This window comes from Qipengyuania citrea (assembly GCF_009828015.1).
Taxonomy (GTDB): domain Bacteria; phylum Pseudomonadota; class Alphaproteobacteria; order Sphingomonadales; family Sphingomonadaceae; genus Qipengyuania; species Qipengyuania citrea.
The window spans coordinates 735250-752652 of record NZ_WTYG01000002.1 but is presented as its reverse complement, the minus strand read 5'-3'; the positions used below and the strand labels follow the sequence as shown (position 1 = coordinate 752652).

The 17403-nt window shown below is 63.9% G+C and carries 16 protein-coding genes and 1 tRNA gene; 6 read left to right on the top strand and 11 right to left on the bottom strand.

The window, feature by feature from the left end:
* Window positions 1-24: 24 nt before the first annotated feature.
* Together GRI55_RS09175 and recJ are read right to left on the bottom strand one after the other, a co-directional pair.
* Window positions 25-99, bottom strand: a tRNA-Glu gene (locus tag GRI55_RS09175).
* 84 nt (window positions 100-183) lie between these two features.
* Window positions 184-1962 carry a single-stranded-DNA-specific exonuclease RecJ gene (gene recJ / locus GRI55_RS09170; protein WP_160766913.1) on the bottom strand — a complete coding sequence of 593 codons (1779 nt, stop codon included), beginning with the start codon at window positions 1960-1962 and terminating at the stop codon, window positions 184-186.
* A 79-nt stretch (window positions 1963-2041) separates the two neighbouring features.
* Here recJ and GRI55_RS09165 point away from each other — a divergent pair, with 79 nt between their 5' ends.
* The 3 genes from GRI55_RS09165 (at window position 2042) to GRI55_RS09155 (ending at window position 3974) form a co-directional block, all read left to right on the top strand.
* Complete coding sequence (locus tag GRI55_RS09165) at window positions 2042-2527, top strand: flavodoxin family protein (protein WP_160766912.1); 486 nt, start codon at window positions 2042-2044, stop codon at window positions 2525-2527.
* A gap of 159 nt (window positions 2528-2686) precedes the next feature.
* Window positions 2687-3433, top strand: coding sequence for a hypothetical protein (locus tag GRI55_RS09160; protein ID WP_160766911.1), 747 nt, complete (start codon window positions 2687-2689; stop codon window positions 3431-3433).
* A 7-nt stretch (window positions 3434-3440) separates the two neighbouring features.
* The gene (locus tag GRI55_RS09155; protein WP_307019302.1) at window positions 3441-3974 is read left to right on the top strand and encodes an AHH domain-containing protein; all 534 of its coding nucleotides are present in this window, start codon (window positions 3441-3443) and stop codon (window positions 3972-3974) included.
* On the opposite strand, the gene GRI55_RS09150 is transcribed toward GRI55_RS09155, so the two are convergent.
* Together GRI55_RS09150 and GRI55_RS09145 are read right to left on the bottom strand one after the other, a co-directional pair.
* Window positions 3971-4939: an NAD(P)H-dependent flavin oxidoreductase gene (locus GRI55_RS09150; RefSeq protein ID WP_063513070.1), complete on the bottom strand. Its 969-nt coding sequence runs from the start codon at window positions 4937-4939 to the stop codon at window positions 3971-3973. The two genes, GRI55_RS09155 and GRI55_RS09150, sit on opposite strands and share 4 nt — an antisense overlap.
* 84 nt (window positions 4940-5023) lie before the next feature.
* Entirely contained in the window at window positions 5024-6085 is a 1062-nt protein-coding gene (locus GRI55_RS09145) for an amidohydrolase family protein (protein WP_160766910.1), read from the bottom strand.
* A 241-nt stretch (window positions 6086-6326) separates the two neighbouring features.
* Between GRI55_RS09145 and GRI55_RS09140 the strand changes: the two genes are divergently transcribed.
* A complete protein-coding gene (locus tag GRI55_RS09140; protein ID WP_160766909.1) occupies window positions 6327-8141 on the top strand; it encodes a sensor domain-containing diguanylate cyclase in 1815 nt (604 codons plus the stop codon).
* Here the strand turns inward: GRI55_RS09140 and leuA are convergent.
* The gene (gene leuA, locus GRI55_RS09135; protein WP_160766908.1) at window positions 8138-9820 is read right to left on the bottom strand and encodes a 2-isopropylmalate synthase; all 1683 of its coding nucleotides are present in this window, start codon (window positions 9818-9820) and stop codon (window positions 8138-8140) included. The two genes, GRI55_RS09140 and leuA, sit on opposite strands and share 4 nt — an antisense overlap.
* Window positions 9821-10049: 229 nt before the next feature.
* Between leuA and GRI55_RS09130 the strand changes: the two genes are divergently transcribed.
* Both GRI55_RS09130 and GRI55_RS09125 read left to right on the top strand, forming a co-directional pair.
* Window positions 10050-10475 (top strand): PaaI family thioesterase, encoded by a 426-nt coding sequence (locus GRI55_RS09130; protein WP_063511465.1) that lies wholly within the window; start codon window positions 10050-10052, stop codon window positions 10473-10475.
* 2 nt (window positions 10476-10477) lie between these two features.
* Window positions 10478-11605 carry an epoxide hydrolase family protein gene (locus GRI55_RS09125; RefSeq protein WP_160766906.1) on the top strand — a complete coding sequence of 376 codons (1128 nt, stop codon included), beginning with the start codon at window positions 10478-10480 and terminating at the stop codon, window positions 11603-11605.
* Between the two features lie 18 nt (window positions 11606-11623).
* Here GRI55_RS09125 and GRI55_RS09120 read toward each other — a convergent pair whose 3' ends face one another.
* From GRI55_RS09120 to ilvB, 6 genes are all read right to left on the bottom strand, one after another.
* The gene (locus GRI55_RS09120; RefSeq protein WP_160766905.1) at window positions 11624-12772 is read right to left on the bottom strand and encodes an alpha-hydroxy acid oxidase; all 1149 of its coding nucleotides are present in this window, start codon (window positions 12770-12772) and stop codon (window positions 11624-11626) included.
* A 43-nt stretch (window positions 12773-12815) separates the two neighbouring features.
* The gene (locus tag GRI55_RS09115) at window positions 12816-13460 is read right to left on the bottom strand and encodes a YceI family protein (protein ID WP_160766904.1); all 645 of its coding nucleotides are present in this window, start codon (window positions 13458-13460) and stop codon (window positions 12816-12818) included.
* A 154-nt stretch (window positions 13461-13614) separates the two neighbouring features.
* Window positions 13615-14649 (bottom strand): ketol-acid reductoisomerase, encoded by a 1035-nt coding sequence (gene ilvC, locus GRI55_RS09110; protein ID WP_050600646.1) that lies wholly within the window; start codon window positions 14647-14649, stop codon window positions 13615-13617.
* A gap of 108 nt (window positions 14650-14757) precedes the next feature.
* Window positions 14758-15273 (bottom strand): acetolactate synthase small subunit, encoded by a 516-nt coding sequence (gene ilvN / locus GRI55_RS09105; RefSeq protein WP_050600645.1) that lies wholly within the window; start codon window positions 15271-15273, stop codon window positions 14758-14760.
* Window positions 15270-15569 carry a hypothetical protein gene (locus GRI55_RS09100; RefSeq protein ID WP_063506000.1) on the bottom strand — a complete coding sequence of 100 codons (300 nt, stop codon included), beginning with the start codon at window positions 15567-15569 and terminating at the stop codon, window positions 15270-15272. The genes ilvN and GRI55_RS09100 overlap by 4 nt, the downstream gene beginning before the upstream one ends.
* Complete coding sequence (ilvB, locus tag GRI55_RS09095; protein WP_160766903.1) at window positions 15569-17320, bottom strand: biosynthetic-type acetolactate synthase large subunit; 1752 nt, start codon at window positions 17318-17320, stop codon at window positions 15569-15571. The genes GRI55_RS09100 and ilvB overlap by 1 nt, the downstream gene beginning before the upstream one ends.
* Window positions 17321-17403: the final 83 nt, after the last annotated feature.

Below are 17403 nucleotides of genomic sequence, written 5' to 3'. Positions count from 1 at the left end.
ATTGCCATGGCAATACCACCACCGTGGTGACCCGTACGGGAATCGAACCCGTGTTTCAGCCGTGAAAGGGCCGCGTCCTAACCGCTAGACGAACGGGCCACACCCGCGTTGCGGGTCGGTGGCGTGGCGGGCCAATTAGGCGTGGGGCCGCGGGCCGTCAACCCTCCTTCGCACGCAAAAGTATCAATCGGCCCAGGCGGCATCTTCCACGTGCAGTTCCGCCTGCGGGCGGTTGCCCCAATCGTCGATCTTCACGCGGCCTGCCAGCCACAGGCGGCGGCCGCGCGATCCGTGCAGCAAGGCTTGTCCCATGTCGCTTTCGGCGGCGCGGAAGGCGATGCCCTTGAAGCTCTTGCCATCGTCGCCCGCGGCAATCAGGCGGACGTGATCGGTGCCCACGATATCGCATTTGACCAGCCGTACCGGGCCGACCGCCACCCGCGGCCCGGGCCAGCCGACCCCGTAGGGGCCGGCCTCTTCGAGCGAATTGACCAGCTCGGACGTCAGCCCGCCGGGCGCCACGGCAATATCGAGCGCCATATCGCGCGTGGCGGAGGCGCGGGCGACATGGCCCTCGAGCGTATGGTCGAGCCAGTCAGCCAGCCGGTCCACCTTGTCGGCGTCCACCGTGAGCCCGGCTGCCATGGCATGGCCGCCGCCCGCCACCAGCAGGCCTTCGCCGCGCGCACGGATGATGGCAGCGCCAAGGTCCACCCCGCTGATCGAGCGGCCCGATCCCTTGCCGGTATCGCCGTCGAGCGCGATGACCACTGCGGGCTTGCCGGTCTTTTCCTTGATTCGCCCGGCGACGATCCCGATCACTCCGGGGTGCCACCCTTCGCCGGCCACCAGATGCACCGCCCGGTTGTGCTGGGCAGCAATCTGCTGCTCGGCCGCTTCCTGCACTTCGGCCTCGATCGCGCGCCGCTCGTCGTTGAGCGCTGACAATTGCGCGGCGATGGTGCGCGCCTCTTCGGGATCGCGCGTGGTCAGCAACCGCACGCCGAGCGTCGATTCCCCCACGCGGCCACCGGCGTTGATCCGCGGGCCCAGGGCAAAGCCGAGGTCCGAACAGGCGGGACTGCGCTTGAGCCGGCTGGCATCGATCAGGGCGGACATGCCGATGTTGTCGCGCCGCGCCATCACCTTCAGCCCCTGCGCCACGAAAGCGCGGTTGAGCCCGTGCAATGCAGCGACATCGGCTACCGTGCCCAGCGCCACGACATCGAGCAGCGCAAGCAGATCGGGTTCCTTGCGACCGGCAAAGAAGCCGCGCTGACGCAACGTGCGCACCAGTGCGATACCCAGCAGGAAGGCGACCCCGACTGCGGCGAGGTGGCCATGCGCGGCAGCGTCGTCCTCCTCGTCCAGCCGGTTGGGATTGACCAGCGCGACCGTCTTGGGAAGTTCGGCCGAGCACTTGTGGTGATCGACGACAATCACGTCGATCCCCGCGTCATGCGCCATGGCAAGCGCTTCGTGTGCCATAGCGCCGCAATCGACGGTGACGATCAGGCTCGAACCCGATTGGCCGAGCCGGACCAAGGCTTCGCCCGAGGGACCATAGCCTTCGAGCAGGCGATCCGGAATGTAATAGCCTGCTTCGACCCCGAGGTCGCGCAACAGCCGGATGAGCAGCGCGGAACTGGTCGCGCCATCGACGTCGTAATCGCCATAGATCGTGATCGTTTCGCCTGCGAATACCGCCTGCGCGATGCGGTCAGCGGCCACGTCCATGTCGCGGAAGAGCGACGGGTCGGGCAGGAAGTTGCGCAGGGTGGGCTGCCGGTGGCGTTCGATATCCTCTGCTGGAACACCGCGCGACAGCAGCAGCTGGCGAACGATATCGTCCCCCAGGGTCTGGGATCCGCCGAGTTCCATGTTCCCGCCGCGCCAGCGCCATGCGCGGCCCGTGAGGGAGGATGATACGCCGAATACATGTGAAAGGGCCTGCGATGCCATGCGCGGGCAATAGCCTGTGCTTGGGGGCAACGGAAGTTGCGCCGATTGACAATCGACAGCCGCGCGCGATGCTTGGCCCATGTCCACCGGACCGCTTCTGATCATCTGGCACAGCCGCACCGGTACCAGCGAGCAATTGGCACAGGCTGCACACCAGGCAGCTGGCGCCGATAGCCGCCTGCTGCGCGCGGAAGAAGTCGAACCGGAGGATATTTTGGCAGCGGGCGGATATCTGTTCTGCTGCCCCGAAAACCTCGCGAGCATGAGCGGCGAAATGAAGGAAATGTTCGACCGGTGCTACTATCCCGTCCTTGGAAGGATCGAGGGGCGACCCTACGCGACGGTGATCGCCGCGGGGTCGGACGGGGAGGGGGCCCAGCGGCAGATCGATCGCATCGCCACCGGCTGGCGGCTGAAACGCGTGACCGATCAGTGGATCGTCAACACCGAGGCGCAGGAAGCAGAGGCCATTCTTGCTCCGAAGACCGTCGAGCCGGAAGCCCTGGACCGCGCTCGGGATCTGGGTACGGCACTTGCCGAGGGCATCGCCCAGGGTATTTTCTAGGGATCGGGTCCGTTTCGGAGCCATGCCGCCGGATCGGTCTCGACGCAGCGTCTAATTGCGACCACAAGAGCCCCGCATGGCAGCAGGACGAACGGCACGGTGACGGTCGGAGCTTCGAGGACCGGTGCGGCGGGGGCCGGCGCGGCTGGGCTTGTGCTCATGTTCGAGCACGGCCGCCGTCCCGATCGCGCGGCGATAGTTGAAGCGCTGGAATGCTTCCCCCGCGCGTCGATCAGTTTCGATCCCGCTAACGCGGATACGTCGCACCATGTCGCAGCCGAACTCTCGCAAGCGTCCCGCGACACCGACTGGCTCGAACTGCTGCTCGACGGCCTGACCTTCGACTTGCGGGGCCTGGCGCCCGGTCCGGCAATGGTCGCCCCCGAAGTGGCCTACCGGTTCAGCTGCGATGTCGATTGCCTTGCAGATGCGGAGGCCGTCAGCCTGCGTCCTGGCCCGCATATCGCAGCAGGCGCCCACTCCTTGCCGGTGGTGCGGACCTTGCTGGCGCTGGGGGGGGAACTGGCTGCGCGGCTGCCGGATGTTCGTGTGGTGTGCTGGCCGCCGGCGCGCACTGCGATCACGCCGAAGTTCTTTACCGGCACGGTCGAAGCGTGGATCGCCGGCGGGGCATTCCCTGCGCTTGGGATGCTGGGTATATATGCCGGTCCGGGCGGCCATCTTCGCACCGAGGGACTGGCCTTCTTCATCGGCTGCGAACTGGCGCTGGCGTCATCCCTTTCGCAGGACCGTGCTGCCGCGACACGGCTTGTTGTCCGCATCGTCCAGGAACTGGTCGGTTATGAATTGCCCGTCGAACCGCTGCGTTTTGTCATCGAGGGGGGAGCGGAACTCGAAATGGTGCCAGACTTGGCCGCTGGCGTGATTCGCATCGATCCCGTCTAGCGGCACGGTGGATCGCGGCACGCACACTGTAGCCCACTTCGCCCGCCCGCACTTGCCCTTCCGTGCGGTCAACCGTTCCGGCACTGCTGAACATGACCCCGCGCTGCAGAAACACCATCTGCTGCCTCGCCAGGCGCTGAACAAGCGATGTTTTACGGGATTGATCGAAACGGTGGGAGCCGATCGGATCGGGTTCGACGATTTTCGTTGCAACGGCCTGCTGCTGCCTGCGCGCGAGGATGCAGCGCTGCGTCTGGCGCTGCCGCTCCATCGCGGGCCGCATCGCCGCTACAACGAAATGGTCATCCAGCGGATGGGACGTATTGAGCGGCGCTGGTCACTTCAGAAGCAGTCGCGCCCGGACGAAGCCGCTGCCGCCGCCCTGATGCGGCTTGCCCTGTTGCAGCGGGCCCTGCGGCGGCGATTGCTGGATGTGCGCAAACCCCTTCGCCTCAATCGGAAAGATCGCCAGGCCGCCCGCGTCGATTTTACCGATCTCGACGCGATGGCGGGCCTCCTGTGGGAAGCGAGCGCGGACTAGGCGGTGGCCTTTGCCAGGGCTTCCTTTGCAGCGATATATTCGCGTTCGAGCCGCGCGACGGTCTCTTCGACGGGAGCGCTCCGGGTGACCGCGCCGATACCCTGGCCCGAACCCCAGATGTCCTTCCACGCCTTGGCCTTGGAATTGCCGCCGCTGCCGAAATTCATCTTGCTGGGATCGCTTTCGGGCAGGTTGTCGGGATCGAGACCCGCGCTTTCGATGCTCGAGCGCAGGTAATTGCCGTGAACGCCGGTAAACAGGTTCGTATAGACGATGCCTTCGGCGCTGCTGTCGACGATGGCCTTCTTGTAGCCCTCGTCGGCATTCGCCTCGCTCGCGGCGATCCACGGCGAACCGATATAAGCGAAATCCGCGCCCAGTGCCTGCGCGCCAAGGATCGAACGGCCATGTGCAATCGAACCCGAAAGCGCGACCAGGCCGTCGAACCATTCGCGGATTTCCTGCATCAGCGCGAAGGGGCTCAGCACGCCGGCATGACCGCCGGCGCCGGCGGCCACGGGGATCAGGCCGGTGGCGCCCTTTTCGATTGCCTTGCGTGCGAAACGGTCGTTGATCACGTCGTGAAGCGTAATGCCGCCCCAGCCTTCGACCGCGCTGAACACTTCCTCGCGCGCTCCGAGCGAGGTGATGACCAGCGGCACCTGCCATTTTGCACAGGTCGCCATGTCGGCTTCGAGCCGGTCGTTCGATTTGTGGACGATCTGGTTGACCGCATAGGGGGCTGCCGGACGATCGGGATTATCGCGGTTGTGCGCCGCCAGCTCTTCGGTGATCTGGTGCAGCCACTCATCCACCTGGCTTTGCGGACGCGCGTTGAGCGCGGGAAAACTGCCGACGATCCCCGCCTTGCATTGCGCGATGACCAGTTCGGGCCCGGAAACGATGAACAGCGGCGATCCGATGACGGGGAGGCGCAGCTTGTCGAAGGGGGCGGGCAGGGGCATGGCGGGAAAATTCCTCTCAATAGTCGCTAGGCGGGTGGCGTATGGTGCGTTCGCCCGCTTGTCGAGAGTGACGTTACGTAAACGTCAAGCTGCGGCGGACGGCAGCTCGAGCACATGTTCGATGTCGTAGATACGCGCCGCAGTGCCAGCGAAAAGCGCGTGCTTTTCTGCCGGGCTGTGCTTTGCTGCCAGTCGCTTGAAGGCGTTCCACAGCACGGGGTAAGTCGCCCCCCAGCGATCGACCGGATAATTCGATTCGAACATCGCCCGTTCGGGTCCGAACGCCTCGATGCAGGTTTCGATATACGGTCGCCACAGGCCGGCCAGGTGTTCCGATCCATAGCCCTTGTCGGGACCTTCTTCGGGCAGTCCGCAAAAAGCCATTGCCAGCCCGCCAAGCTTCACCGCGACATTGGGACATTCGGCAAGCGCGTGGATCGATTTGCGCCAATTCTCGAACCGTTCGTGCAGCTTGCCTTGATAGCAGGCGATCCCCAGCGGGGTGCCGCAATGGTCGAGCACGATCTGCTGGTGGGGAAAGGCCCGCGCGAGATCGATGAGGTCGCCCAGTTGCGGTTCGAGCAACCAGGCATCGAACGTCAGATTATGCTCGGCATAGGCGGCAAACCCAGCCCGGAACGCATCCGACGCATACAGACCTTCGGGGGCGTGGAACGGCGGACCTAGTACTTCGGGATCGGCATCCCAGGCAGCGGCATGGCGGATGCCCTTGAAACGCCCGTTGCCTGCCGCGATCAGCGCTTCGAGCACCGGCCTGACACCATCGCCAAGGGTCAGATCGGCATGGCCTACAATCCCGGCACAGGGCCGATAATCGCCGTACAGGCCACTGGCGCCTTGTGCCGCCACACCATTGACGAATTCGACTTCGCCGACGGGTTTCATCGCTTCGTCGCGGCTGGCATCGTAGAAGGCGCCGCATTCCATGAACACCGTGCCCACGACATTGTGGCCGGAGTGCGTATCGGCGTAAAGTTGGTCGAAGGTATAGTAGGCGGCACCCGAGATCGCTTCGATGAAAGCATGCCGCGGTTCGGGGAATGCCCCGACCAGCGGGCGCAGGTCCCACAGGTGATGGTGCGGATCGATGATCGGCAGTTCGGGTTCGAGAATATCTTCGGTCACTGGCTGCGCTCCCCCCTTCGGCGGCCTTCGGTCTCTCCCGGTGATGGAACACAGGTCCGCCCGTTCTGACAAGCGAAAAGGATGCGCGGGAAGGGTGGCCTCATGCCTTGGGGCGCTGCCGTTTGCCGTCGCGCTGTCCGCGCACGGATATCTACGCGTTGCTACGGGGCAACCCGCAGCCAAATCCTTTCAGGCCGTTAACCTCCCCGGTCTACCGCGCCACCATGGGAACGGTTGCTCCATGACGCATCCCGCGATGCGGATCGCCTTGTACGGGGCGCTGTTCTTCGTGGTCACGTCGGCCACGATCTTCTGGACCCGTTTCGCCGGCGGTCTTGCGTTGGTCTGGGTGGGATCGGCACTGGCTGCAGCCCTGTTCCTGACCCTGCCCCGCGTCCACCACCTCGGAGCTTTTGCGATCCTCATGGGCCTGAGCACGGCGGCGACGGCGCTGTTCGGTTTCGGACCGGCCTGGGCGCTCCCGCTGGCAGTGGCGAATATCTTCGAAGGCTGGTTCATCGCGTGGCTGCTGGTGCGCTTGAGGCCACAGCGCGATTTTATCGAAAGCGAAGGCGGCGTCGCCTCGCTCGGGTTCTGGGCCGGTTTTGTCGGACCCCTTCCTAGTGCGATCGTGGGCGGGTTGATGGCGGTCCAGATCGTCGGCGGAACGTGGCTGTTCCATGCGTTTTCTTGGTGGGTCGGGCACGGACTTGGCACCTTGCTGGTGCTTCCGCTGGCCTTGCTCTTGCAGTCCTATCGCAGGGAAGACTTCGCTAATATGCGCGATCGCGCACGGGTTCTGGCCTTTGCGGGCGTGGTAAGCCTCACCGCGCTGGTCTCGGGCTTTGCGTTTCACCAGTCTGCCATGCCGCTGCTGTTCCTGCCCATCGTACCACTCGTTTTCGCCAGTTTCCGGTTTCGCCGGTTCGGCGCCGCTATCGCGGTGCTGGTGATTTCCGTCGCGGCGGCGTTCTCTCTGGGAATGGGAACCGGGGTCTTCGCCGAACTTGCCATGCCACTGTGGCAGAAGGCGCTGTTCCTGCAATTCTATCTCGCGACATTGTTGCTGATCGCTTTTCCGATGGCCGTCATAATCCAGCAACGTCAGCGGATCCTCGACGAACTCGGTGATCGCGAAGCGATGCAGCGCCTGATCGCCGACCATTCGGACGACGCCCTGCTACACCTCGACAGCAGTGGAACCATCCGTTTCGCGTCACCGGCTTCGACCCGGTTGAGCGGTCGCGGCAGCGTGGAACAGCTGCACCTTGCGGCGTTTTTCAGCGAGTTCGATCGTAAGAAGGTCGACCGCGCGCTCGATAAAGCCAGCCGCCATCCGGGCCGGACCGAAATACTCGAGCGGTCGGTGGGGCGGGGCGGGAAGACCCGCTGGCTTGAGGCAAAGCTGCGCGCAGTGGAAACCTCGGGACGGAAAGTATGCGGCTTCGTGGTCACGATCCGCGACATTACCGCACGCAAGCTCGAGGAGCTGGAGATGACGCGCGAAGCACGGACCGATACGCTCACCGGCTTGCCCAACCGCCGCGCATTCCTCGATATCCTCGATAGACGGTTGGACGTTGCCGATCAGGAGCCGTTCGGATTGGCATTCGTCGATCTCGACCATTTCAAGCAGGTCAACGATACCCACGGGCATGCCATCGGGGACAAGGTGCTCAGCGAAGTCGGCGCGATCATGAACGGCATGGCGTCCGATACATTCTTCTTCGCACGGCTGGGGGGCGAGGAATTCGCCATCATCGTGAAGCGCCCGCTGGCAGAAGCAGCGGCAGACATCTGCGAACGCCTGCGCCTGGCAATCGCGAAACACCCCATGGCCGACAGCGATGGCAAGGCGTTTACCGTCACCGCGAGCCTCGGTTTCGCCATGATCAGCGAAAGCTGCAGCGCGTCGATGGCGCTGCAGGCCGCGGACGCCCCGCTCTATCTTGCCAAGGCGTCGGGCCGCAACCGCACCTGCCGGGCGCAGGGCTTCGGACGACTTACCAGGGGCGGAGCACCAATCGAACAGGCGCGGATTGCCGTCGCCGGCTAGGCTGCGTCCATCGCCGAATTCGCTGCGCTGAGCACGGCTCTGACGCTTGCCGTCGCGACATCTTCGTCGACCCCGCAGCCCCAGATGGTCCGCCCGGCGGCATCCCGGCATTCGAGATAGGCGGCAGCGCGGCTGTCCCGTCCGGCAGTCAGCGCATGTTCGGTGTAGTCGACCACTTCCAGGCTAAGTCCGAAAGCGTCCTCGAGCGTGGTCAGGACCGACGAGATCAGGCCGTTGCCGCGGCCTGAAACGGTCTGTTCCTGTCCAGCAACCGCGATGGTTCCGGTGAACAGCCGGGTACCGTCGCTGCCGCGCCGTTCCTCGTAATCGACCAGCTGGAAATGCTTGTCGGCGGTTTGGACATGGTAGGCCGCCTTGAACGCTTCCCAGATATCGGTTGCATTGAGCTCGCGACCGACCTCGTCTGCCATGCGCTGCACATGCGGACTGAAATCGGCCTGCATTTTCTTGGGCAGCTTGAGCCCCTGGTCCTGTTCCAGCACCCAGGCGAAGCCGCCCTTGCCGGATTGCGAATTGACCCGGATCACCGCTTCGTAGCTGCGCCCCAGATCGGCCGGGTCGATTGGCAGGTAGGGTACGCGCCAATGCGGATCGTTCTGCGTCTCGAGCGCCGAAAATCCCTTCTTGATCGCATCCTGGTGGCTCCCCGAAAAGGCGGTGTATACCAGTTCGCCACCATAGGGGTGCCGCTGGTGGACCGGCAGTTCGTTGCAATATTCGACCGTCTCGATCACGCGGTCGATGTCGGAGAAATCGAGCTGCGGATCGACGCCCTGCGTGTACATGTTGAGCGCCATCGTCACCAGGCAGCAATTGCCCGTGCGTTCGCCATTGCCGAAGAGGCAGCCTTCGACGCGGTCGGCACCGGCCATCAAAGCCAGTTCCGCCGCGGCCACGCCGGTGCCGCGGTCATTATGCGTGTGCAGGCTGATCACCGCGCTATCGCGAGCGGGCAGGTTGCCGATGAAGTATTCAACCTGATCGGCATAGATATTGGGGGTCGCCGCCTCGACCGTCGCGGGCAGGTTGAGGATGATCGGGTGTTCGGGGGTGGGCGCCAGCACCTCCATCACTGCTTCGCAGACCTCGAGGCTGAAATCGAGTTCGGCAGTCGAGAAGGTTTCGGGGCTGTACTGGAAATGCCACGCGGTATCGGGTTGCCTGGCCGCTTCGTCGCGCATGATCTTGGCGCCATGCACTGCAATGTCGCGGACCTGCTCCTTGCTCATCCCGAACACCACTTCGCGCCAGGCGGGGCTGACGGCATTGTAGAGATGGACGATCGCCTGCTTGGCGCCTGCAAGGCTGGCAAAGCTCGTCCGGATCAGGTCTTCACGGCTTTGAGTGAGGACCTGCACCAGCACGTCGTCGGGTACGCGCCCGTCGCGAACCAGGCCCGAGATGAAGTCAAACTCGGTGGCACCGGCGCTGGGGAAACCGACTTCGATTTCCTTCACCCCGATTTCGACGAGGAGGTCGAAGAAGCGCCCCTTCTTGTGCGCATCCATCGGATCGACAATTGCCTGGTTGCCATCGCGCAGATCGGTCGACAGCCAGCGCGGCGCCGCGGTGATGGTGCGCGTGGGCCACTGGCGTTCGGCAAGCGGTACCTGCGGGAAGGGCGAATATTTGACGCTCGGGTCGCGGAGCATGGACATCGGGGAAACTCGGTATCTGCGAAAGTGTAGGGTGGCGGTCGGTCCCTTGGGCGCTCAGCGCACCGGGAAAGGCACGCCAGATATCACGCCCAAGGGCGAGTAAGTCGCAGGATAATTAGGCCGAGTGCATTCGTCATACCACGGCGTATGCGAAAGCCAGCCGGGGTTGTAAAGCAAAACAGTCTTGGGCATCGCGAGAAATTATATTTCACGGTAGATGGGAGAGAGCATGGCCGAGGGGCATTCGCTGAACGAAACACTTGGTTTGATACGGGTCGTGTCGACCGACGCCGCGGGACATGCGAGGCTGGAATACGAAGCCAAACGGGAGCAGTGCCATTCGGGCGGGGTTGTGCAGGGCGGCTTCATCAGTGGCTGGATCGACGCGGCCATGGCGCATGCGGCAATGGCCAGGAACGGCCCCGGCATTGTCCCGATGACGCTGGAACTCAAGGTCAGCTATTTCGCCCCGACGCGCCCCGGGCTCGTCATCGCAGAAGCCTGGGTCGAACGGCATGGCAAGCGGACCAGCTTCTACGAAGGCCATTTGAAGGACGCGGCGGGGACCGTTCTCGCCAAGGCGACAAGCACGATATTGCTGGCCGATATGAACCGAGTGGTCGCCGCATCGAAAAAAGCGACGGAGGACGCGTAGCCATGAACGCGATCAGGCCGTTCACGCTCGACATTCCCGAGGCGGATCTAGCGGATTTGGCAGCACGCCTCGATCGCACGCGCTGGCCCGAAGCGGCAACGGTCGACGACTGGACGCAGGGCACACCGCTTGCCGCGCTTAGGGAGTTGGTCGCCTATTGGCGGAACGGTTACGACTGGCGGCGATGCGAAGCGCGGCTGAATGCGCTCGGGCAGTTCGTCACCGAGATCGATGGGCTGGATATCCACTTCCTGCACAAGCCCTCGTCGCGCTCCGATGCCGTGCCGCTGTTGCTGACGCATGGCTGGCCCGGTTCGGTGGTCGAATTCCTCGGCGTGATCGACGAATTGACCGAGCCGGCTGTGGCAGACACGCAGGCGTTCCATGTCATCGCCCCGTCGCTGCCCGGCTACGGCTTTTCCGCCAAGCCCGGGGCTACGGGATGGGGGGTGGAACGGATCGCGCAGGCCTGGACCGAATTGATGCAGAGGTTGGAATACCGGCGCTGGATGGCGCAGGGCGGGGACTGGGGCGCGGCAGTCACGATGGCGATCGGGCAACTGGCCCCGTCCGAGTGCAGGGGCATCCACCTCAACATGCCAATCGGCCGTCCGGGACCTGATGATATGCAGAGCAAGGACCCCAAGGTGCTCAAGGCGCTGCAGCGCCTCGGGTTCTATCAGGAATGGGATTCGGGCTATTCCAAGCAGCAAAGCACGCGTCCGCAGACGATCGGCTATGGCCTGGTGGATTCGCCCTCCGCGTTGGCGGCATGGATGCTCGAGAAAGTGCACTACTGGACCGATAACCAGGGTTCGGCCTGGGATGTGCTGACGATGGACCAGGTGCTCGACGACGTCATGCTCTACTGGCTGCCGGCTACGGGCGCCTCCGCGGCCCGGCTCTACTGGGAAAGCTTTGGCAAGTTCGGCGACGGCACGGTGAGCATACCTGCGGGGGCGAGCGCCTTTCCCGGAGAGATCCTGCCCGCGCCACGCGAGTGGGTTGAGCGAACGCTCACCAATCTCGTTTACTGGAACGATTTGGACAAGGGCGGGCATTTTGCCGCGTGGGAGCAGCCGGAACTGTTCGTGAGCGAGCTGCGCGCCTGTGTGGCCGCCATGCCGTGATCGCCGCTGAACCGATACTCAGCGCCGACGCAAGCGGTCGGGCGCAAGCTGGTCGATCGAAGTCACGCCCATGAGCCGCATGCCGCGTTCGATTTCTTCCTTCAGGATCTGCACCGCCCGTTCGACCCCGTCCTGCCCCGCAGCGGCAAGCGCATAGAGATACAGCCGCCCGCCCGAGGCGGCTGTCGCCCCCGCTGCCAGGCTCTTGAGGACATGCGTGCCGCGGCGCACACCACCATCGAGAATGATCTCGATCTCGCCATCCACGGCCTCGACGATCTCCCTTAGCTGGTCGAAGGGCGCGCGGCTGCCGTCGAGCTGGCGTCCGCCATGGTTGGAAATCCAGATAGCATCGGCACCGATCTCGACCGCTTTCCGCGCATCGCCCGCGCTCATGATACCCTTGAGGGCGAAAGTCCCGCCCCAATCCTGCCGGATGCGCGCCGCGGTATCCCAATCCATGTTCGTATCGAGCATGGTGTTGAAATAGTCCTGGATGCTGACCGCCTTGCCGCTGCCTTCTTCGACATGTCCATCGAGGTTGGGCAGCCGAAACTTCGGACCGAACACGTAATCGAGCGTCCAGCGGGGGCGCGTGGCGTAGCTCCAGAGCGAGGATGCGCTGAAGCGGGGCGGGGTGGTGAAGCCCGAACGCAAGCAGCGTTCGCGCTTGCCCGATACTATGGTGTCGACCGTCAGCGCGAGGGCATCGAAGCCCGCTGTCTGGCAGCGTTCGATCATGCTGGCGTTGAGTCCCTGGTCCTTGTGAACGTATAGCTGGAACAGCTTGGGTCCGTCGGTCAGCGCCGCGATCTCTTCGATCGAGTGCGTGGCCAGGCTGGAAATGCCGAACCATATGCCGAACCGGGCCGCCGCTTGCGCGACGGCCCGTTCACCGTCGCGGTGAAAGGCGCGCTGCAACGCGGTCGGGCTGAGGACCAGTGGCAATGCACTGTGGCGGCCCATGATCTGGCATGAGGTGTCGATTTGACCGACGCCCGCGAGCACGTCCGGTACGAGATCCATCGTATCGAACGCGCTGGTGTTGCGCGCCTTGGTCACTTCGTCATCGGCAGCCCCGTCGATATAGTCGAACACGGGCCACGGCAGCCGCTGTTTCGCGAGCCGGCGGAAGTCATCGATATTGTGGCAGTCTGACAAGCGCATGGGGAGGACCGTGGCCGCTCGCCATGCGCTTGTCGAGTGGGGTTCAGTCGCGTTCGAAAGCCGCGCTGATTTCCAGGTCGACCATGTTGTCGACCAGTGGGGCGGCGTAGCTGATCCCCCAGTCGGTACGATCGATCTGCGCACGTGCGTGGAAGCCGACGGTCTGTGCTTCGCTCATCGGATTCTGTCCGGCGCCAGTGAATTCCACCAGCATGGTAACCGGGCCGGTCTGGCCGTTCATCGTCAACATTCCGCTGGCGACGGCGGTGGTTTCACCGGTCCGCCGGACCGAGGTTGAAACGAAGCGCGCTGCTTCAGGTTCGGGACCGAAGAAGTCGGGGGCCGCGCCATCCTTGCCCGGGCGCAGCAGATGGTCGCGCAGACCTTCGCTGGGCACCGATACACTGGTGATCGGAACCGTGATGTCGAACTTCGTCGCGTCGATATCGGCAGGGTCGAGCGTCATCGTGCCGTCGATCTGGCCAAACAGTCCGAAGTAGTCGTTGAAGCCGAAGTGACCGACCTGCCAGCTTACCAGCGTATGCGATGGGTCGAGCGAATAGCTACCGGCGGCGACCCGGCTGACGTCGACGACGCCCGGGATCTGCGGCTGATCCTGCGCGGATATCGCAGTGACGGCCAGCGATCCGCTGGCTGCAAGCGCAAGGGCGAGGAAAGATGTCTTCATGGTCGGCCTCCTGTTGAACCTCACTGAAGAATGCCCCGCGCCAGTAACGCGTTCCCGGAGTGTGCCGGGCCGGTCGGCTGCGGTACGCACAACAACGGGTCGGTGAACGGCATCCATTGGCCGGGATCTGACCAATGGATGCCGATAGCAGATGTCAGTTCTTGTCCTTGTCGACCAGCTTGTTCGCGCCGATCCAGGGCATCATCGCGCGAAGCTGGGCGCCGGTCTTTTCGATCGGATGCGCGGCGGCGGCCTTGCGGCTGGCCTTCAGTTCGGGCTGACCGGCCTGGTTGTCGAGCACGAAGTCCTTGACGAAACGCCCTGACTGGATGTCCTTTAGGACGCGCTTCATTTCGGCCTTGGTCTCCTCGGTGATGATGCGCGGGCCGGTCTTGATGTCGCCATACTCGGCCGTGTTCGAGATCGAATAGCGCATGTTGGCGATCCCGCCTTCATACAGCAGGTCGACGATCAGCTTGGTTTCGTGAAGGCATTCGAAATAGGCCATCTCGGGCGCATATCCGGCTTCGACCAGCGTTTCGAAGCCGGCCTGGATCAGATGGGTGACCCCGCCGCACAGCACGGCCTGTTCACCGAACAGGTCGGTTTCGCACTCTTCCTTGAAATCGGTTTCGATGATGCCCGACCGGCCGCCGCCAACCGCGCTCGCATAGGACAAGGCCAATTGCTTGGCGAAGCCGTTGCCGCCCGACTGGCTCGATTCCTGGTGCACCGCGATGAGGCAGGGTACGCCGCCGCCCTTGATGTATTCGCCGCGCACCGTGTGACCAGGCCCCTTGGGCGCGATCATGATGACGTCGACATCGGCGGGTGGGTCGATCAGCCCGAAATGGATGTTGAGACCGTGCGCGAAGGCGAGCGCAGTACCCGGGCGCATCCGGCCAGAGACTTCATTGGCGTAGATCGCTGCCTGGTGTTCATCGGGCGCGAGGATCATCAGCACGTCGGCCCATTCGGCGGCTTCGGCAACGGTCTTGACCGTAAAGCCCGCACCTTCGGCTTTCTTCGCGCTGGGGGAGCCATCGCGCAGCGCAATGGCGAGTTCGCCCACACCGCTATCGCGTAGGTTCTGCGCGTGGGCATGGCCCTGGCTGCCATAGCCGACGATTGCGACCTTCTTGTCCTTGATCAGCTGCTGGTCGCAATCGGCATCGTAATAGACTTGCATTTTCTTCCCTCGCGTCGCCCCCGCTAAGGCAGGGGCCCAGAATTGGTCGCCGACTGGCGATAGGTTGGATAGGCTCCCGCCTGAGCAGGAGCGACGAAATTCATTCGATCAGTTCGGCTCGGGACCGCGGACCATTCCCACGATTCCCGAACGCCCCACTTCAACAAGCCCGAGCTCGCGCATCAGCGCGATGAAACTGTCGATTTTCTCGGGCGAGCCGGTCAGTTCGAAGACGAAACTGGAGGTCGTGGTGTCGACCACATTGGCGCGGAACAGTTCCGCGATGCGCAGCGCCTCGACGCGATTGTCGCCTTTCCCGGCGACCTTGATGAGCGCCAGTTCGCGTTCGACATGCCCGCCCGATTCGGTGAGGTCGATCACCTTGTGGACCGGCACCAGCCGTTCGAGCTGGGCGCGAATCTGGTCGATTACCGGCTCGGGACCGCGCGTGACGATCGTGATACGACTGATCGCGTGATCTTCCGAAATGTCGGCCACGGTCAGGCTGTCGATGTTGTAGCCGCGCGCGGTGAACATCCCCGTGATCTTGGCGAGAATGCCCGGCTCGTTGTCGACGATAACGTTGAGGACGTGCCGTTCGGCCGCCTGCTGGGCAATCTTCATTGTGCGCGGTCCTGCCAGACGGGTTCGAACATCCGCCCTTCGCCGTCATATTCCGACAGGAAGACGCGGCCCATGCGGATGGCCTCGAAATTCTCGGTCTGGCGCGACAGGTCGAGCGAGTCCGCAAGCAGGGTCCAGGTTCCGTCGTCCTGCTTCTGCGCGACCTCGAGCCCGATGAACCGGTGTCCGCAGTCCTCGACCCAGTCAAGCAGTGCTTCGGCATCCTTGCGGGCAAACCAGTTGCGCCGTTCGGCACGCGCTTCGAAGCGGTTCGGGAAATTCGCCATCATGCCCATCACACAAGCGCCTTTGCTTCATCGTCCATGGTGCCGCCCACCTGATCGCCATAGAGCAGCATGTCGGTATGCGCCGCGCCGCTGGGGATCATCGGGAAGCAGTTCGCTTCCTTCGCTACCCGGCAATCGACGATCGCCGGTCCGTCATGCGCGAGCATGGCTTCGATCCCGGAATCGAGCTGGCCTTCGTCCTCGATGCGAATGCCTTTCCAGCCATAGGCTTCGGCCAGCTTCACGAAATCGGGAAGGCTGTCCGAATAGCTGTTCGAATAGCGGCTTTCATAGGTCAGCTCCTGCCACTGGCGGACCATGCCCATGTATTCATTGTTGAGGATGAACACCTTGACCGGCAGGCGATACTGGCTGGCGGTGCCCAGTTCCTGGATATTCATCTGAATGCTTGCTTCGCCCGCAATGTCGATCACGAGACTGTCCGGATTGCCAAGCTGCGCACCGATCGCGGCGGGCAGGCCATAACCCATGGTCCCCAGGCCGCCGCTGGTCAGCCACTTGTTGGGGCCGAAGAACCGGAAATACTGGGCTGCCCACATCTGGTGCTGGCCGACCTCGGTGGTGATGATTGGATCACGGTCGCGGGTCAGCGCAAACAGCCGCTCGATGCTCTTCTGCGGCATGATCAAATCGCTGCCGCGTTCGGGATAGGCGAGGCAATCGCGCGCTTTCCAGCCGAGAATACGGGCCTGCCATTCGGACAGGTCGCGCGGTTTGCGGCCACCCCAGGCTTCGAGCATCTGATCGAGCACATGCGTGCAATCACCGACAATGCCCAGATCGACGGGGACGATCTTGTTGATGCTGGCGCGGTCGATATCGATGTGGATTTTGCGGGCTCCGGGCGCGAAGGCATCCAGCCGCCCGGTCACGCGATCATCGAAGCGGGCGCCGATCGCGACGATCAGGTCGGCGCGGTTCATCGCCATGTTGGCTTCGTAGGTGCCGTGCATGCCGAGCATGCCGAGCCAATCGGGATGCTCGGCAGGAAAGGCCCCAAGGCCCATCAGCGTGCTGGTCACCGGCGCTCCGGTGGCAGACTGGAGCTTGCGCAGCAATTCGCTCGCCTGCGGGCCGGCATTGATGATGCCGCCGCCGGTGTAGAACACGGGCCGTTCGGCTGCGGCGAGCATTTCGACCGCTTCGGCAATCTCGTCGGCAGCCCCGACCATGCGCGGCTGATAGCGATGCGAGGGCAGCGGCGTGCCGTCTTGTCCGCTCTGCGTCGCCAGCGCGATCTGGACGTCCTTTGGAATGTCGACGACCACCGGGCCGGGACGCCCCGTGGTGGCGATGCGGAATGCTTCCTCGATCGTCGCGCCGAGCCGTTCGGGGTCTTTGACGAGGTAGTTGTGCTTGGTGCAGTGGCGCGTCAATCCGACCGTGTCGGCTTCCTGGAACGCGTCGGTCCCGATCAGCGCCGTGGGCACCTGCCCGGTGATCACCACCAGGGGGATCGAATCCATATAGGCATCGGCGATGCCCGTCACGGCATTGGTCGCCCCCGGTCCGCTGGTTACCAGCACGACGCCGGGCTTGCCGGTCGAACGGGCGTAGCCTTCGGCGGCATGCGCCGCGCCCGCTTCATGGCGAACGAGAACGTGACGGATATCTTCATCGGCGAAGAGCTCGTCGTAGATCGGCAGGACCGCGCCGCCGGGATAGCCGAAAACGAATTCGACACCCTGCCGCTTGAGGCATTCGATCAGGATTGCAGCGCCGCTGCGCTCGGTGGTCACACTATCCTCCAGCCCGATCCGGGCATTTCAGAACACAAGTCGGCCCGACGCTGGGGTCTCAAGCGCCGGGCCGACATGCACTC

Bases quoted from the DNA above. Each gene is read 5' to 3' on its own strand.
- recJ (WP_160766913.1), bottom strand. From the start codon at position 1,962: ATGGCATCGCAGGCCCTTTCACATGTATTCGGCGTATCATCCTCCCTC.
- GRI55_RS09165 (WP_160766912.1), top strand. From the start codon at position 2,042: ATGTCCACCGGACCGCTTCTGATCATCTGGCACAGCCGCACCGGTACC.
- GRI55_RS09160 (WP_160766911.1), top strand. From the start codon at position 2,687: ATGTTCGAGCACGGCCGCCGTCCCGATCGCGCGGCGATAGTTGAAGCG.
- GRI55_RS09150 (WP_063513070.1), bottom strand. From the start codon at position 4,939: ATGCCCCTGCCCGCCCCCTTCGACAAGCTGCGCCTCCCCGTCATCGGA.
- GRI55_RS09140 (WP_160766909.1), top strand. From the start codon at position 6,327: ATGACGCATCCCGCGATGCGGATCGCCTTGTACGGGGCGCTGTTCTTC.
- leuA (WP_160766908.1), bottom strand. From the start codon at position 9,820: ATGTCCATGCTCCGCGACCCGAGCGTCAAATATTCGCCCTTCCCGCAG.
- GRI55_RS09130 (WP_063511465.1), top strand. From the start codon at position 10,050: ATGGCCGAGGGGCATTCGCTGAACGAAACACTTGGTTTGATACGGGTC.
- GRI55_RS09125 (WP_160766906.1), top strand. From the start codon at position 10,478: ATGAACGCGATCAGGCCGTTCACGCTCGACATTCCCGAGGCGGATCTA.
- GRI55_RS09120 (WP_160766905.1), bottom strand. From the start codon at position 12,772: ATGCGCTTGTCAGACTGCCACAATATCGATGACTTCCGCCGGCTCGCG.
- GRI55_RS09115 (WP_160766904.1), bottom strand. From the start codon at position 13,460: ATGAAGACATCTTTCCTCGCCCTTGCGCTTGCAGCCAGCGGATCGCTG.
- ilvC (WP_050600646.1), bottom strand. From the start codon at position 14,649: ATGCAAGTCTATTACGATGCCGATTGCGACCAGCAGCTGATCAAGGAC.
- ilvN (WP_050600645.1), bottom strand. From the start codon at position 15,273: ATGAAGATTGCCCAGCAGGCGGCCGAACGGCACGTCCTCAACGTTATC.
- GRI55_RS09100 (WP_063506000.1), bottom strand. From the start codon at position 15,569: ATGGGCATGATGGCGAATTTCCCGAACCGCTTCGAAGCGCGTGCCGAA.